The organism is Stenotrophomonas sp. Marseille-Q4652 (assembly GCF_916618915.1).
Classification (GTDB): Bacteria; Pseudomonadota; Gammaproteobacteria; order Xanthomonadales; family Xanthomonadaceae; genus Stenotrophomonas.
The window spans coordinates 2,552,244-2,567,068 of the sequence record NZ_CAKAKE010000001.1 but is presented as its reverse complement, the minus strand read 5'-3'; the positions used below and the strand labels follow the sequence as shown (position 1 = coordinate 2,567,068).

Sequence of the window (14,825 nt, the reverse complement as noted above, 5' to 3'; positions counted from 1 at the left end):
TCAGTGGGTCAGCGCGTACATCACGATGTTCACGCCGAAACGGGTGTTGTCTTCGGCCAGGAAGCGCTTGTTGCGCCAGTCATAGTCCCACTCGCAGCCGTAGTCCTTGTTGCTGTAGAGCAGGCCCAGGCGGCCGTTGAACTCCAGGCCCTTGAGGTAGTCATGGACCAGGTCATCGCCCCAGCCATTGAGCTCGAAGCCGGTGGCCGGCGGACCGTCGGGAAACTGGAAGAAGCTGCGGTACAGCGGGTGGTTGTTGGGCAGTTTCTTCAGCGCCCTCGGTCCGAAGATCTGCGCCATCTGCCGTTCGAAGGAGGTGGCGAACAGGCCATCGATGTCGTGGTTGCAGTCATCGACAAAGACAAAACCGCCATTGCGCAGGTAGCGCTCGAAGTTGCGGCGCTCGTCCGGGTTGAACTCCACCAGCTTGTGCCCGGCCAGGTAACAGAACGGCGCGGCCAGCATCTTCGGGTCGGACAGCGCGACCACGTGCTCGTTGGGATCCACGCGCAGCGTGGTGTAGTCGATCAGCGAGGTGATCAGGTTCGACGGCATGCGCGCATCGACGTCCCAGTCGCCGCTGTCATAGCGCAACCGGGTGAACCAGAAGTCGTAGCGGCTGGACTGGGCCTGCGCGCGCGGCAACTGCGCCAATGCACCGGCGGCCAGCATCGCCTGAAGCAGCTGGCGCCGGTTCATCGCAACACCCCGTGCAGGCACGGGACGGAGTGGAACGGAACGGGCACGCACATCGACATCAGGCCCGTTCCGCCACTGGCTTACACCGCGTCCGACAGCGAGGTGAAGGTGAAATCGCGCAGGCGCATCGGCGGGATCACCATCACCATGCTCGACTCGTCACCGGCCACGCGCACCGGCTTGCCCAGCTCGTCGATGTTGTTGAGCATGATCACCGGCGACTCGTTGAAGCGGAAGTTCTTCACCGGGTACTTGATCTGGCCGTTCTCGATGTAGAAGGTGCCGTCGCGGGTCAGGCCGGTCAGCAGCACGGTCTGCGGATCGACCATGCGGATGTACCAGGTACGGGTGACGAGGATGCCCTTCTGCGTGCCGCGCACCAGTTCGGCGGTGGACTTGGTGCCGCCGCTCATGATCAGGTTGCCGGGGCGCGCGATCGCCTCCTTGCCCAGCTTCTGCGCCCAGTAGCGCGAATAGAACATGTTGGCGACCTTGCCGTTCTCGATGATCGGCATGCGCTGGCGCGGCATGCCCTCGCCGTCCCACGGCAGCACCGGTCCGATCTCGTTCCACGGGTCGGCGACCAGGTTGACCTGCGGGTCGTAGACCTGCTCGCCCAGCTTGTTGCCGCCCCCCTTCTTCGAAAGGAAGCTGCGGCCCTCATCGGCGCTGCGTGCGTCGAAGAAATTCATCATGAAGCTGATCAGGCCCGCGGCCGCGGCCGGCTCCAGGATCACCGTGTACTTGCCCGGCTCCAGCGCCTTGGCATCGGCCGATTCCAGCGCCTTGCGCTTGGCGATCTCGATCTCGCGTCCGGCATCGAACTCGGAGGCATGCTGCAGGCTGCGGCCGACCCAGCCCGAACCGCGGCCGTCCTCGGTACGCACGGTGCAGGTGTAGTTGAAGTTGGTCGACTTCTGGTAGGCGAAGTTGCCGTTGCTGTTGGCCGTGGCATAGAACGAATTGCCGTCATCGAGGAAGCCGGCGGCGACCAGGCCCTTGCCGCGGCACGGTGCGATCGAGTCGGCCGCGACCCTGGCGCGGAACTCGGGATCGATCGCCGCGGTGGACTCGCTCCAGGTCGGGGTCGGCGTGTACTGCTGCTTGCCGATCGCCGGCATGAACTCCGGGTTCTCCGGGGCCAGTCGCGCCAGGTCCTCGGCACGGCGCACCACGCGCTCGAGCGAGGCGTCGTCGAATTCATTGATGGTGGCCACACCCACGCGCTTGCCGAAGGCGACCTGCACGGCAAGCTCGGTGTTGTCGACGATGCCGCTGGTGGAGACGTTGTTCAGTGCGAAACGGATGTTGCCGTCGATCGAGCCGGCCAGGGTGGCGGTGCACTCGTCGGCCTTGGACAGGGCGAGGACCTTGTCGAGGATCGCCTTGGCTTGCTGTTCGGTGAAGATGCTCATTGTTCAGGGGCTCCTGACCGGTCAGCCGAGGCTGCGTGCGGTGTTGATGACGTTGATGCCGTTGAAGCGGGCGGTAGACGAGCCGTGCGAAACCGCCGAGACCTGGCTCGGCTGGCCCTTGCCGTCGAAGAACGAGCCGCCCAGGCGGTAGTCGCGCTCGTCGGCCATGGCCACGCAGGCGTTCCAGAATTCCGGGGTGCGGATCTGGTAGGCCACGTCCTCGAGCATGCGGGTGATCTGGCCGTTTTTGATCTCGTAGAACAGCTGGCCGCCGAACTGCGCGTTGTAGCGCTGCTGGTCGATCGAGAACGAGCCGTCACCGATGATGTAGATGCCGTTCTCCACGTCCTTGATCAGCTCGGCCACGCTCAGCGGGGTCTTGCCGGCAGCCATCGATACGTTGGCCATGCGCTGGAACTGCACCGAAGACCACGAGTCGGCATAGCAGCAGCCGTCGGACTCGGTCTTGCCCAGGATGTGGGCCTGGTCGCGGATGGTCTGGTAATCGACCAGCTTGCCGTCGCGGATCAGGTCCCACTGCTTGGTCTTGACGCCTTCGTCGTCGTAGGCGACCGCGCCCAGCGAACCGGGCTGGGTCTTGTCGGCGAAGATGTTGACCAGCTCGCTGCCGTACTGGAAACGCTGCTCGCGCTTGTCCAGGGTGGCAAAGCTGGTGCCGGCGTAGTTGGCCTCGTAGCCGAGCACGCGGTCAAGCTCCAGCGGATGGCCGACCGATTCGTGGATGGTCAGCCAGGTATGCGAGGGATCGAGGACCAGGTCGTACTTGCCCGGCTTGACCGACGGCGCCTTGAGCTTTTCCTGCGCCTGCTTTGCCGCGGCGATCGCGTCTTCCTTCATGTCGTAGGACATGCCGTAGTTCACCACCCCGTTGGGGCTGACGAACTTGCCGGCGGCCGCGCCGTCCAGGTACTCGAAGCCCATGCCCATCGGCGCGGACAGGCCCTCGCGGGTGCGGAACTTGCCGCTGGCCTTGTCGATGGCGGTGACCGTCATCGGTGCCCAGATGCGGTGCACGTCCTGGTCGATGTAGGAGCCATCGGTGGAGGCGAAGTACTTCTGCTCGTTGACCAGGAACAGCATCGAGTTGACGAAGCTGGCACCGGCGGCCAGCGCCGCGGCGTTGACGTCCAGCAGCAGGTCTACCTTGTCCTTGATCGGCACTTCCATCGAGTTCTTGCGGATCGGCGTCTTCCACGACACCTCGCCGTAGCCGGGCGCCTTGGCGAACTGCACCGGCGCGGTATGGATCTTCGCGTTGGCGCGGGCGATGGCCGCGGCCTGCTGCGCGGCCTTGACCACGCCGGCCGGGCTCAGGTCGTTGGTCGCGGCAAAGCCCCAGGCGCCGTTGACGATGACGCGGATGCCGGTGCCGGTGGACTCGGCATTGACCACGTTCTGCACCTTGTCCTCGCGGGTGATCACGAACTGGCGCAGGTAGCGGCCGATGCGTACGTCGCAGTACGTCGCGCCGGCGGCGCGCGCGGCATTGAGCGCGTCGTCGGCCAGGCGCTTCTTCAGCGCCGGGTCGATCACGGTCAGCAGCTGCTCGGCAGCCACCGCCTTGCCGAACATCGACGGCAGCATCAGGCCGCCCGCGGTAAGCCCGGTCAGGGCAAGGAAGTCACGTCTTTGCAAGGCAGCTCTCCATCAGGCCAGTCCGCACGGGGCGGGGAGCGGGGAAACAGCAGGGAAATGCACGGCGTGTTGCGGTCGTTCGATTCTTGCGGTGGCCCTGATCCAGCGTCAAATGACTTTCGACAGGGTCAACCGCACTCAGCCGAGGCTGCGTGCGGTGTTGATGATGTTGATGCCGTTGAAACGGGTCGTGGCCGCGCCATGCGACACCGCCGAGACCTGCGAGGGCTGGCCCTTGCCGTCGAAGAACGAGCCGCCAAGGCGGAAGTCGCGCTCGTCGCAGATCGCGCTGCAGGCGTTCCAGAACTCCGGCGTGCGGATCTGGTAGGCGGCGTCCTCGACCATGCCGGCGATCTTGCCGTCCTTGATCTGGTAATACAGCTGCCCGCCGAACTGGGCGTTGTAGCGCTGCTGGTCGATCGAGTACGAGCCGCGGCCGAGGATGTAGATGCCGTTCTCCACGTCTTTGACCATCTCGTGCGGGGTCAGCGGCGCCCTGCCCGGAGCCAGCGACACGTTGGCCATGCGCTGGAACTGCACCGACGACCACGAGTCGGCATAGCTGCAGCCGTGCGAGGCATCCTCGCCGAGGAGGTGGACCTCGTCGCGGGTGGCCATGTAGTTGACCAGGATGCCGTCGCGGACCAGGTCCCACTGTTTGGTCTTCACCCCTTCGTCGTCGTAGCCGACCGCGCCCAGCGAACCGGGCTGGGTCTTGTCGGCGAAGAAGTTGACGATGTCGCTGCCCCAGCGGAAGCCGGACTCGCGCTTGTCCAGGGTGGCGAAGCTGGTGCCGGCGTAGTTGGCCTCGTAGCCGAGCACGCGGTCCAGCTCCAGCGGATGGCCCACGTTCTCGTGGATGGTCAGGAACAGGTTGGACGGATCCAGCACCAGGTCGTACTTGCCGGGCTTCACCGACGGCGCCTTGATCTTCTCGCGCGCCTGCTTCGCCGCGGCGATGGCATCGGCCACCGGGTCGTAGGAGCGGCCATAGCCGACCACGCCGCCGGGCAGCTCGTAGCGGCCGGACGGGTCGGCGTCGAGGAACTCATAGCCCATGCCCATCGGCGCCGACAGCCCGGCGCGGGTGCGGAACTTGCCGCTGGCCTTGTCGATCGCGGTGGCGGTGAACGGCAGCCAGATCCGGTGTACGTCCTGGTCGATCCACGAGCCATCGGAGGAGGCGAAGTACTTCTGTTCGTTGACCAGGAACAGCTGCGAGTTGATGAAGTCGGCGCCGGCGTTGATCGCCGCGGCGTTGACCGACAGCAGCAGCTCGACCTTGTCCTTGACCGGCACCGCCATCGCGTTGCGTTTCAGCGGCGTGCGCCAGCTCACCTCGCCCACGCCCTTCTGCGGCGCCAGCTGCACCGGCCTGCTCTGGATCTTCGAATTGGCGCGGGCGATGGCCACGGCATTGCCGACAGCCGTGGCCAGGCCCTCGGGCGTGGTCCGGTGGGCGGCGGCAAAGCCCCAGGCGCCATTGACGATGACGCGGATGCCGACGCCGGCCGACTCGCTGTTGACCACGTTCTCGACGCGGTCCTCGCGGGTGACGATGGCCTGGTTGAGATAGCGGCCAATGCGCACGTCGCAGTAACTGGCCCCGGCCTTGTGCGCGGCGGCCAGCACGGTATCGGCCAGCAGTTTCTGCCTGGCCACGTCGGCCGGTGCCAGCAGTTCCTCTGCGGCGACCAGGCGCGCGTGCGGCAGCATCAGGCCGGCCACGCCCAGGCCGGAGAAGGTCAGGAAGTCACGACGGTGCACAGCGCAGGCTCCAGTGGCGCGGCCCCCGGCCGCAAGCATGACCACCGACTCTCGGTGCCCGCGGCGACGGCCACAAGTGACCACGGTCATGCCTGCAGGCAGACTGTGCGCCCGATACCGGATTGCCGCGCGATGCCCACCAAGCCTTTCTCCGAAGCCTGCGAGCGCAACCGCGAGCCGATCCTCACCGCCCTGCGGCCGCGGCTGGGCGACGCCCGTCACATGCTGGAGATCGGCAGCGGCACCGGCCAGCACGCGGTGCATTTCGCCGCGGCGCTGCCGCAGCTGGCCTGGCAGTGCTCGGACCACGCCGACCACCTGCCCGGCATGCGCCTGTGGCTGGACGAAGCCGCCCTGCCCAACACCCCGGCGCCGCGGCCGCTGCAGGTCGACCCGCAGGCAGGGCTGGTGCCGGCGCCGCCACTGCCGGCCGGTGGCTTCGATGCCGTGTTCACCGCCAACACCCTGCACATCATGGGCTGGGACTGCGTGCAGGTGCTGTTCGCCGCACTGCCGGGCGTGCTCGCTGCCGGCGGTCGCTTCTTCAGCTACGGCCCGTTCAACCGCGATGGCCAGTACACCAGCGACAGCAACCGGACCTTCGATGCCTGGCTGAAGGCGTGCGACCCGCGCTCGGGCATCCGCGACCTGGCCGCGCTGCAGCAGCTGGCCGGCCAGCACGGGCTGGTGCTGGAAGAGGACCTGGCGATGCCGGCCAACAACGCGCTGCTGGTGTGGCGACGCGGCTGAGGCGTCGAGCCGAGCGTCTCCACAGGGACGGTGCCGACGGATTGCGCCACTGGGGCCGATCGTCGGCCAGAGGGTCTGGTGAGCAGGATCGTTGCGCAGCAGTTCGGGCACATTGGGATCTGTCGACCTTCCGCCTGCCCGGAGTTGCGGGCTGCAGTCAGGCGTCCGGCGCCATGCCCGCCAATCGCGTGGCCGCCTCTCGCAGACCCGCGAAAATGGAAGTTGCGACATGATCAGGGAAGTCGCGCGGCAGCCGTGACTGCACCGCCTGGATGGCCGGGTCGACGCGCTCCAGCAGTTCACCGATCCACGGTTCGGCGCCTTCGGCGATACCGCAGGCGCGTGCGGTGTCGTTCCAGTGGCGACGGCGGATCCGCATGAGCCTGCGGTGCCGGTTCGTGCCTGTAACCGCCATCGCAAGTGCTGCCGTATGAGGATCGAGCTGGTCCGGGCCACGCCCGAGGATCGGGTAGACCGAAAGCACGTCGTAGATCGGCGTCAGCCGGAAGCGTCCCGCCGCTTCTATGTGGATGCTGAAGTTCTTGGCATGCCCGTCGGTCGCCGCCAACATCCAGAACAGCAGCTGGGACTTGAAGAAGATCGCGCGATCCTGCGGCTGCTCCGATTGCCGCAGCAGTTCCATGATCTGCATGATGCCGGGACCGCCATCGCTTTCGTATTTACGCGACGAGGGCAGGCCGAACGCCTGGCACATGTCTTCCTGCGGCAGTCGTAGCCACCAGCGGCCGTTGCGGGCGAGCCGGCGGTCGAAGCGTTCCACTATCAGCGCTCGCTGGTCGCCAAACCTGCCGATCGAGGTGTTGGCAACGGGAATGCCGAACGCGGCCAGCAACTGCATGCACAACCATTCGTTCTCCACCGATGTATGCATGTCGGCCCGCATGTTGCCGACCAGCCCTAGCGGCAACTTGAAGATGTGCGTGCTGGGCGTACTGCCCACGGGAACGCACCAGTAGTCGTGATGGCGCAGGAAGGCAGTCTTTTCCTGTGCCCCGGCAATGGAGATGCGGAACCCGTCTTCCACGTGCCGGCCAGGCAGTGAGGCGCTGGTGACCGCCTGCAGGCGGTCAGCCACCTCGGCGTCACTCAATGACAGCCAGTCGATGGCGTGGATGTCTTCAGGCGCCCTGCCGGGAGGAAGCAGTTGCACGGCGCCCACGCAATCGCGGCCGATTTCCTGCAACAGGTCGAACGTAGCGGATGAGCGGATGCCGAAGCGGTCGCGGATGCGATTGCGGATGACGCCGTTGTCCGGAAGCAGGTTGTCGAAGTAGTCCGTCACCCGCGGGCCCCGATGGCTTTCTCCGGCCGGCAGCAACGGCAATGACAGCGACAACGGGCGTGGCTGTTCGGATTCAAGCCACGTCGGGAGGTAGGTCAGCCGTGGACCGGTGCGGGACCCCTCCTGCCAGGAGGCGACCTCCAGGCCGTTCATCCATACGCGCAGTTCGCCCATGGCTCACCATTCCATCCCGGTGTCTGGGGTGTCCTGACTGCGTGGTTGCAGGGAAACCTCCACACCGAGCTCCGCCCATACCCGCATCAGGCGCTCGAACGTAGCGGCTTCGGGCTCTCGTTCCAGCGCGGTAATGGCCTGCCGGGAAATGCCGAGGCGTTCACCAAGCTGGCCCTGGCTGAGACCAGCCTGCTTGCGGAATGCCCGCATCAACGGGCCCAGCTGGTGGGCGGCACGGACGGTGTGGCGTTTGTTGCTCATGGCAAGCGCCTGTCTGATGGGCACGGGCAACTTATGCCTTGCACAAACAAAAGGCAATATATAGATTGCATTTCCGCCATGCAACTTATAGGTTGCATGGCGGTTGCGCAACCCGTGGTCTTGCCGAGGCCTACGCCGCCTGCACGATGTGCAGCGCCTTGGGGTTGCGCCATTGCGCCAGCAGCGCCGCCTCGCGGGCCTTGGCCGCGTGCAGGTGGCGTTCCTTGACGTGGCCGAAGCCGCGGATGTGCTCGGGGATGCTGGCGATCTCCACCGCCAGTGCCACGCGTTCGGCCGACAGGTCCTTGAGCAGCAGTTCGATCGTCGCCTCGTAATCGGCGATCAGCTGGCGCTCGCCGCGGCGCTCCTCGGTGCGCCCGAAGATGTCCAGCGGGCCGCCGCGCAGGAACTTCAGCTTCGCCAGCAGGCCGAAGGCCTTGAACATCCACGGGCCGTATTCCTTCTTGACCAGCTGTCCGTTGTCGTCGCGCTTGGCAAACAGCGGCGGCGCGAGGTGGAAGCGCACCTGGTAGTCGCCCTCGAACTGCTGCTGCAGCCGGCGCTGGAACTCGCCGCTGGTGTACAGGCGGGCGACCTCGTACTCGTCCTTGTAGGCCAGCAGCTTGAAGTAGTAACGCGCCACCGCCTCGGCCAGCGCGGTGCAGCCGGGGGCGTGCTGTTGCTCGGCCTGGCGCACGCGCGCGACCAGCTTGGTGTAGCGCTCCGCGTACGCCTTGTCCTGGTAGTCGACCAGGAAGGCGGCGCGGCGGGCGATCAGCTCGTCCAGCGAGCGCGACAGGCTGCCGTCTTCCAGCGGTGCGAACGCTTCGCCATCCTGGGTGCCGGCATCGGGCAGGCCACGCAGTTCGCGCTCGTCGCCGGTCTCGCGCGGGGCGGCATTGGCACCCCACTCGTGCCCTTCCCACTGGCCCGGCGGCAGGTTGCGCAGCGGGCCGGGGGTGCGCTCGGCATCGGTGGGTACGTTGTTCACTAGCCCGGCAGCCTGCTGCACCGCCAGCGGATCGATCGCGGCCAGCCGGCCCCAGGCGAAGGCCTGCTGGTTCATCGCCACGGCCGCGCCGTTGAGCTCGATGGCGCGCATCAGCGCCTCGAACGAGATCGGCACCAGACCCTGCTGCCAGGCGTAGCCGAGGATGAACAGGTTGGCGGCAATGGCATCGCCCAGCAGCGCGGTGGCCAGCTGGGTGGCGTCCAGCAGCAGCGGCTCGCGGCCACCCAGCGCCTTGCGCACGCCGGCGATGATGTCCGCGGCCGGGAACTGCAGGTCCGGCTGCGTGGTGAAGGTGCCCGGCATCGCCTCGTAGGTGTTGAGCACGACTTCCGAACGCTCACGGCGCACCTTGGACAGCGCCCAGTAGTCGTTGACCACGACCATGTCGCAGCCCAGCACCAGGTCGGCCTCGCCGGCGGCGATGCGCACGGCGTGGATGTCCGCCGGCTGCCGCGCGATGCGGATGTGGGTGGTGACCGCGCCGCCCTTCTGCGCCAGGCCGGTCTGGTCGAGCACGGTGGCGCCCTTGCCCTCGAGGTGGCCGGCCATGCCCAGCAGGGCGCCGATGGTCACCACGCCGGTGCCGCCGACGCCGGTGATCAGGATGTTCCAGGGCCGGGACAGGTCGCTGCGGAACCGCGGATCGGGCAGGTTGTCGAGCAGGCTGGCCGCCTCGCTGCGCCGACCCTTGCGCGGCTGGCCGCCGTGCACGGTGACGAAGCTGGGGCAGAAGCCGGTGGTGCAGGTGAAGTCCTTGTTGCAGTTGGACTGGTCGATGCCACGCTTGCGGCCGTACTCGGTTTCCTTCGGCAGCACCGACACGCAGAAGCTCTTCTGCCCGCAGTCACCGCAACCCTCGCACACCAGCGAGTTGATCATGGTGCGCTTGGCCGGGTCCGGCAGCTTGCCGCGCTTGCGCCGGCGCCGCTTCTCGGTGGCGCAGGTCTGGTCGTAGATCAGGATGCTGGTGCCCTTCACCGTGCGCAGTTGCTTCTGCACGGCGTCGAGCTCGGCGCGGTCATGGAATTCCACGCCTTCGGGGAACAGCTGGCGCTGCGCGGTCCACTTGGCGATGTCGTCGGACACCAGCACGATGGTCTGCACGCCCTCGGCGCGCATCTGCCGGGCGATGTCCGGCACGGTCAGGGTGCCGTCCACCGGCTGGCCACCGGTCATCGCCACCGCGTCGTTGTAGAGGATCTTGTAGGTGATGTTGACCCCGGCGGCGATGGCCTGGCGGATCGCCAGCGAGCCGCTGTGGAAGTAGGTGCCATCGCCCAGGTTCTGGAACACGTGCTCGGTATCGGTGAACGCCGCCTGCCCGGCCCAGGTGACACCTTCGCCACCCATGTGGGTGAAGGTGTCGGTGCTGCGGTCCATCCACGTCACCATGTAATGGCAACCGATGCCACCAAGCGCACGCGAGCCTTCGGGCACGCGGGTGGAGGTGTTGTGCGGGCAGCCGGAGCAGTAGTGCGGCACGCGCGGGAACTGCGCGCGCGGCAGCGCCAGCTCGGCTTCCTTCTCGTCCATCCAGCGCAGGCGCTGTTCGATGGACTCGGTGTTGAAGAAACGCTGGATGCGGCGGCCGATGACGCCGGCGATGGTGGCCGGGGTCAGCTCGCCGGTGGACGGCAGGATCCACTGGCCGGCCTCGTCGTACTTGCCGACGATGGACGGGCGCGCGCCCCAGGCGCTGGGCCAGTTGTAGAACTGCTCCTTCATCTGCCGCTCGATGAAGGCCTTCTTCTCCTCCACCACGACGATGTCTTCCAGCCCGCGGGCGAAGGCGGCGATGCCTTCCGGCTCCAGCGGCCAGCTCATGCCGACCTTGTACACGCGGATGCCGATGTTGGCGCAGGCGCGCTCGTCCAGGCCCAGGTATTCCAGCGCCTGCAGCACATCCAGGTAGCTCTTGCCGGTGGTGACGATGCCCAGCCGCGCGTGCGGCGAATCCATCACTACGGTGTCGATGCGGTTGGCGCGGGCAAAGGCCTGCGCGGCCTTCACCGCGTAGCGGTGCAGGCGCATCTCCTGTTCCAGCGGCGGGTCCGGCCAGCGGATGTTGAGCCCGCCGGCGGGCATCTCGAATTCGTCGTCGCCGGGCAGCACGATCTGCCGTGCGAACGGGTCCACGTCCACCGAGGCCGAGGACTCCACGGTCTCGGCAATGGTCTTGAAGCCGATCCAGCGCCCGGTGTAGCGGCTCATCGCCCAGCCGACCAGGCCCATGTCGAGGATGTCCTGCACGCCAGCCGGGTTGAGCACCGGCATCATCGCGCTGACGAATTCCTCCTCGCTGCCGTGCGGCAGGGTCGAGCTGCGGCAGGCATGGTCGTCGGCGGCCATCGCCAGCACGCCACCATGACGGGAGGTACCGGCGGCGTTGGCGTGCTTGAACACGTCGCCGCAGCGGTCCACGCCCGGGCCCTTGCCGTACCACATGCCGAACACGCCATCGACGGTGGCACCGGGGAACAGGTTGGTCTGCTGCGTGCCCCAGACCATGGTCGCGCCCAGGTCCTCGTTGAGGCCGGGCACGAACTTCACCTTCGCTGCTTCCAGGTGCCTGCGCGCCCGCCACAGCTCCAGGTCGAAGCCACCCAGCGGGCTGCCGCGGTAACCACTGATGAAGCCGCCGGTATTCAGCCCGGCCGCGGCATCGCGCAGCTGCTGCATCAGCGGCAGGCGTACCAGCGCCTGCACGCCGCTCAGGTAGATGCGGCCGTCGGTACGGGTGTACTTGTGCTCCAGCGTGTAGTAGTCGTCCCGGACCCCGTACAGCGGCGCGTTGGCGGAAGACGGGGAGGTGAGTTCGGCGGTGCTGGTCATGGCTGGCCTCTGAAAGGTCGGCTGGCGGCATGCGTGGCAACGCCACGCCGCGAAGGGGCGGGATTGTAGCAGTGGGGTCCGCGCCGGCCGGGCCCGGGTCGCGGCGGGCCCGCCCAGCGGGTAGGATCAGACCCGGGAGGTACGGCAGTGCAACGAAGGGGGAAGAAGTTCATGGCAGTAGCAAGGGGAATGTTTGCCGGCCTGGTCCTGGCCGCCGGCCTGTGGGTCACCACCGTCCAGGCGCAGAGCCTGCCGAAGATCGAGGAGTTCTATTTCGACGCCGACGCCGCCGCCGCACCGGTGGTGGTCATCGCGCCGGACAGCGCCAACCTGCTCGACCAGCTGATGAAGCAGCGCGAGCGTGGCCGCAAGGTGGTCGAGGCGACGACCCAGCTGGCCGGCCTGGCCATGTCGCAGGGTCGCCATGACCTGGGCAGGACGCTGTATTCGGAGGCGATGGGCGCCTCCACTGCGTCCTCGACGCTGGGCCGTTCGGTGCGCTGGAACTACGCCTGGGACCTGTACCGCACCGGCGACGCCGAAGCGGCCCTGCGCGAATGGACCGGCGCCCAGGCCACGCTGCGCAGCAACCCGGGCTGGATCCCGCCGACCTACGCGCTGGCGCTGTGGACGCTGGGCCGCAGGGACGAGGCCGTGCAGTGGTTTGCCGCCGCCGTGCGTACCGAGCCGCAGCTGTGGAGCAATCCCGACAATTTCGCCCGGCTGCTGCCGGACTGGCGCGAGGAAGAGCGAGCCACGCTGCAGCAGGTCCACCAGGCCTGGGTGCAGAACCCGCCGAGCTGGCCCTGAGCCCCGGCGACCGCAACGCGCGATGCCGCGTTGCGGCACAATAAGCCGATGGTGATCATCGGTTCCGGCACCGCAGGCGGGCACTGGCCCGTGCGGTCGCTCATTCCCGGCGCGGCAGGCCCGCGCCGGTTGCGTGTCTTCCCGCTTTCGTGGACTGCCGCAGGCGGAGGCCGCCATGGCCGTTGACGCGTTCTGCCTGATCCTGGCCATGCTCGGCCTGGGCATGCTGTTCTCGCGCACCCGCACCCTGCCGGACAACGCTGCCGAGGTGCTCAACGCGGTAGTGCTCTACGTCTGCCTGCCCGCGGCGGTGCTGACCTACGTGCCGCGCCTGCACCTGGACGTGTCGCTGCTGGGCATTGCTGCCACCCCGTGGCTGCTGATGCTGGCGACCCTGGCCATCCTGGTGCCCTTGGCGCGCTGGCTGCGGCTGGAGCGGCAGACCTTCGCGGTGCTGCTGCTGTGCGTGGCGCTGGGCAATTCCAGCTTCATCGGCTATCCGATGGTGCGCGCGCTGCTGGGTGAAGACGCCCTGCCGTACGCGGTGGTCTATGACCAGTTCGGCACCTTCATCCTGCTGTCGACCTTCGGCCTGTACGTGCTGGCCCGCTACAGCGGGCAGACCCCGCCGGCCACGAAGCAGATCCTGCTGCGGGTGGCGAAATTCCCGCCGCTGTGGGCGCTGCTGTTCGCCCTGACCCTGATGCCGGAGCAGCCGCCGCACTGGATCGGCTCGGCACTGAAGAGCCTGTCCGATGCGATGCTGCCGCTGGTGATGCTGGCGGTGGGCTTCTCGATCCGGCTGCGGCTGGGCCGCGACGAGCTGGCACCGCTGGGCATCGGCCTGCTGCTCAAGCTGGCGGTGATGCCGGCGCTGGCGGTGCCGCTGTCCTGGCTGTTCGGGCTGCACGGCGCGATGCTGCAGGCCAATGTGCTGGAGTCGGCCATGCCCAGCATGATCACCGCCGCGGCGCTGGCGATCTCGCACAAGCTCGCCCCACGGCTGGCCGCCGCCCTGGTCGGCTACGGCATCGTGCTGTCGCTGGCGACGTTGCCGGCGTGGGTCTGGGTGATCCGCCAGCTGGGCTGACCCGGCCATGGCATGATCGGCCCTCACACGGAAGAGGGGACAGGCATGAAGCAGGGGCATGGGTGGACGCTGTGTGCATTGCTGGCGGTGGTGGCGCCCGTGCTGGCGTCCCCGCCGCTGGAACCGGCCTGGGAGCGCGGCTTCGACGACCGTGTGTTGGCACATGCCCGGGATCTGGCCAGGCAGGGCGGTGCCGAAAACCTTTACCTCGCATGGCGGCTGACCACCACGGGCGACCTTGACGCCAACGGGATCCAGGCGCCGGAACTGGAAAACCTGCGCGGGCAATGGCTGCAGCAGGCACTGGTTGCGCCGGGTGATTCGTTGCTAGTCGCCCGCGCTGCGCTGCTGCACTGTTCCACCGACAGCGACTGCCGGCAGGCCCGCGCCAACTATCAGCGGCTGGGGGGCGACGATGCCGGCGCGTGGCTGCGCGGTGATGCCGCCGGCCACATCGACGAGGCATCCTAGGCTGCCGCCGCGGCGTCGGGCCGTTACCTGAGCAGTTTCGACGTCGAGCTGCCGGCCCTGCTGCAGGCCAGCGCCGGCTGGGACCTGCTCCCGCCTCCGCCCGGTACCGTGCTGGACGGGCTGGCCTACAGCGGCCAGGACGTGCTGGCGGCGACCGCGGTGGCCGCGCTGACCATCGACACCCTGCACGACCCGTCGATGGCAGTCGTCCGCCAGTGCCAGGCGGCCGCGCCCGGATCGCTGCGTGACCAGCAGTGCCGCGCGATCTTCGAAACCCTGGCGGCCAGCCCGACCCTGGCCCAGGCCAACCTCGGCGCCGCCCTGCGCGCGAGCCTGGCCACCGACGCCGAAGACCACGCCCATTGGCAGCAGCGCCACCGCGCGCTGGAATGGCTGTTCCAGCGTGGCGTGGCACTGGTCGGCAAGCAGCCGGTCCATGCATTCCTGCAGCATGTGGCGGCCCGTGGCGAGCGTGCGGCCTGGGAGGAGCAGCTGGTGCAGGCCAGCATCCCGCTGCAGCCGCCGGCCCGCTGGGAGCCGGAGCTGCCGCCGACCGCCGGGCAATGAGGCGGTGGGCACCGGCAC

At 67.8% G+C, this 14,825-nt stretch carries 12 protein-coding genes; 5 read left to right on the top strand and 7 right to left on the bottom strand.

The genetic code is table 11. The features are described 5' to 3' along the window. The 4 genes from LG380_RS12225 to LG380_RS12210 all read right to left on the bottom strand — a co-directional run bounded on the left by LG380_RS12225 (window position 1) and on the right by LG380_RS12210 (window position 5,537). Window positions 1-672 carry a DUF4159 domain-containing protein gene (locus LG380_RS12225; protein ID WP_225766597.1) on the bottom strand — a complete coding sequence of 224 codons (672 nt, stop codon included), beginning with the start codon at window positions 670-672 and terminating at the stop codon, window positions 1-3. A gap of 107 nt (window positions 673-779) precedes the next feature. Beyond that, the gene (locus tag LG380_RS12220) at window positions 780-2,114 is read right to left on the bottom strand and encodes a TldD/PmbA family protein (RefSeq protein WP_225765461.1); all 1,335 of its coding nucleotides are present in this window, start codon (window positions 2,112-2,114) and stop codon (window positions 780-782) included. A 21-nt stretch (window positions 2,115-2,135) separates the two neighbouring features. Beyond that, window positions 2,136-3,770, bottom strand: a complete 1,635-nt coding sequence (locus LG380_RS12215) for a TldD/PmbA family protein (protein WP_225765460.1) — start codon at window positions 3,768-3,770, stop codon at window positions 2,136-2,138. 138 nt (window positions 3,771-3,908) lie between these two features. Then, the gene (locus tag LG380_RS12210) at window positions 3,909-5,537 is read right to left on the bottom strand and encodes a TldD/PmbA family protein (protein WP_225765459.1); all 1,629 of its coding nucleotides are present in this window, start codon (window positions 5,535-5,537) and stop codon (window positions 3,909-3,911) included. A gap of 132 nt (window positions 5,538-5,669) precedes the next feature. Here LG380_RS12210 and LG380_RS12205 point away from each other — a divergent pair, with 132 nt between their 5' ends. Then, a complete protein-coding gene (locus tag LG380_RS12205) occupies window positions 5,670-6,287 on the top strand; it encodes a DUF938 domain-containing protein (RefSeq protein ID WP_225765458.1) in 618 nt (205 codons plus the stop codon). A gap of 157 nt (window positions 6,288-6,444) precedes the next feature. Here LG380_RS12205 and LG380_RS12200 read toward each other — a convergent pair whose 3' ends face one another. The 3 genes from LG380_RS12200 to LG380_RS12190 form a co-directional block, all read right to left on the bottom strand. Next, window positions 6,445-7,764, bottom strand: a complete 1,320-nt coding sequence (locus LG380_RS12200; RefSeq protein WP_225765457.1) for a type II toxin-antitoxin system HipA family toxin — start codon at window positions 7,762-7,764, stop codon at window positions 6,445-6,447. 3 nt (window positions 7,765-7,767) lie between these two features. After that, on the bottom strand, window positions 7,768-8,025 hold the full coding sequence (locus LG380_RS12195; protein WP_225765456.1) for a helix-turn-helix domain-containing protein: 258 nt from the start codon (window positions 8,023-8,025) through the stop codon (window positions 7,768-7,770). A 130-nt stretch (window positions 8,026-8,155) separates the two neighbouring features. Continuing rightward, window positions 8,156-11,869, bottom strand: a complete 3,714-nt coding sequence (locus tag LG380_RS12190; RefSeq protein ID WP_225765455.1) for an indolepyruvate ferredoxin oxidoreductase family protein — start codon at window positions 11,867-11,869, stop codon at window positions 8,156-8,158. A 171-nt stretch (window positions 11,870-12,040) separates the two neighbouring features. Here LG380_RS12190 and LG380_RS12185 point away from each other — a divergent pair, with 171 nt between their 5' ends. The 4 genes from LG380_RS12185 to LG380_RS12170 all read left to right on the top strand — a co-directional run bounded on the left by LG380_RS12185 (window position 12,041) and on the right by LG380_RS12170 (window position 14,807). After that, window positions 12,041-12,679: a tetratricopeptide repeat protein gene (locus LG380_RS12185; RefSeq protein WP_225765454.1), complete on the top strand. Its 639-nt coding sequence runs from the start codon at window positions 12,041-12,043 to the stop codon at window positions 12,677-12,679. A 175-nt stretch (window positions 12,680-12,854) separates the two neighbouring features. Next, a complete protein-coding gene (locus LG380_RS12180) occupies window positions 12,855-13,769 on the top strand; it encodes an AEC family transporter (RefSeq protein ID WP_225765452.1) in 915 nt (304 codons plus the stop codon). A gap of 45 nt (window positions 13,770-13,814) precedes the next feature. Then, entirely contained in the window at window positions 13,815-14,240 is a 426-nt protein-coding gene (locus tag LG380_RS12175) for a hypothetical protein (protein WP_225765450.1), read from the top strand. Window positions 14,241-14,348: 108 nt separating this feature from the next. Next, entirely contained in the window at window positions 14,349-14,807 is a 459-nt protein-coding gene (locus LG380_RS12170) for a hypothetical protein (RefSeq protein ID WP_225765449.1), read from the top strand. Window positions 14,808-14,825 lie beyond the last annotated feature (18 nt).

Coding starts and splice junctions, on each gene's coding strand:
- LG380_RS12175 (WP_225765450.1), top strand. CDS start 13,815: ATGAAGCAGGGGCATGGGTGGACGCTGTGTGCATTGCTGGCGGTGGTG.
- LG380_RS12180 (WP_225765452.1), top strand. CDS start 12,855: ATGGCCGTTGACGCGTTCTGCCTGATCCTGGCCATGCTCGGCCTGGGC.
- LG380_RS12200 (WP_225765457.1), bottom strand. CDS start 7,764: ATGGGCGAACTGCGCGTATGGATGAACGGCCTGGAGGTCGCCTCCTGG.
- LG380_RS12225 (WP_225766597.1), bottom strand. CDS start 672: ATGCTGGCCGCCGGTGCATTGGCGCAGTTGCCGCGCGCGCAGGCCCAG.
- LG380_RS12195 (WP_225765456.1), bottom strand. CDS start 8,025: ATGAGCAACAAACGCCACACCGTCCGTGCCGCCCACCAGCTGGGCCCG.
- LG380_RS12185 (WP_225765454.1), top strand. CDS start 12,041: ATGGCAGTAGCAAGGGGAATGTTTGCCGGCCTGGTCCTGGCCGCCGGC.
- LG380_RS12190 (WP_225765455.1), bottom strand. CDS start 11,869: ATGACCAGCACCGCCGAACTCACCTCCCCGTCTTCCGCCAACGCGCCG.
- LG380_RS12205 (WP_225765458.1), top strand. CDS start 5,670: ATGCCCACCAAGCCTTTCTCCGAAGCCTGCGAGCGCAACCGCGAGCCG.
- LG380_RS12220 (WP_225765461.1), bottom strand. CDS start 2,114: ATGAGCATCTTCACCGAACAGCAAGCCAAGGCGATCCTCGACAAGGTC.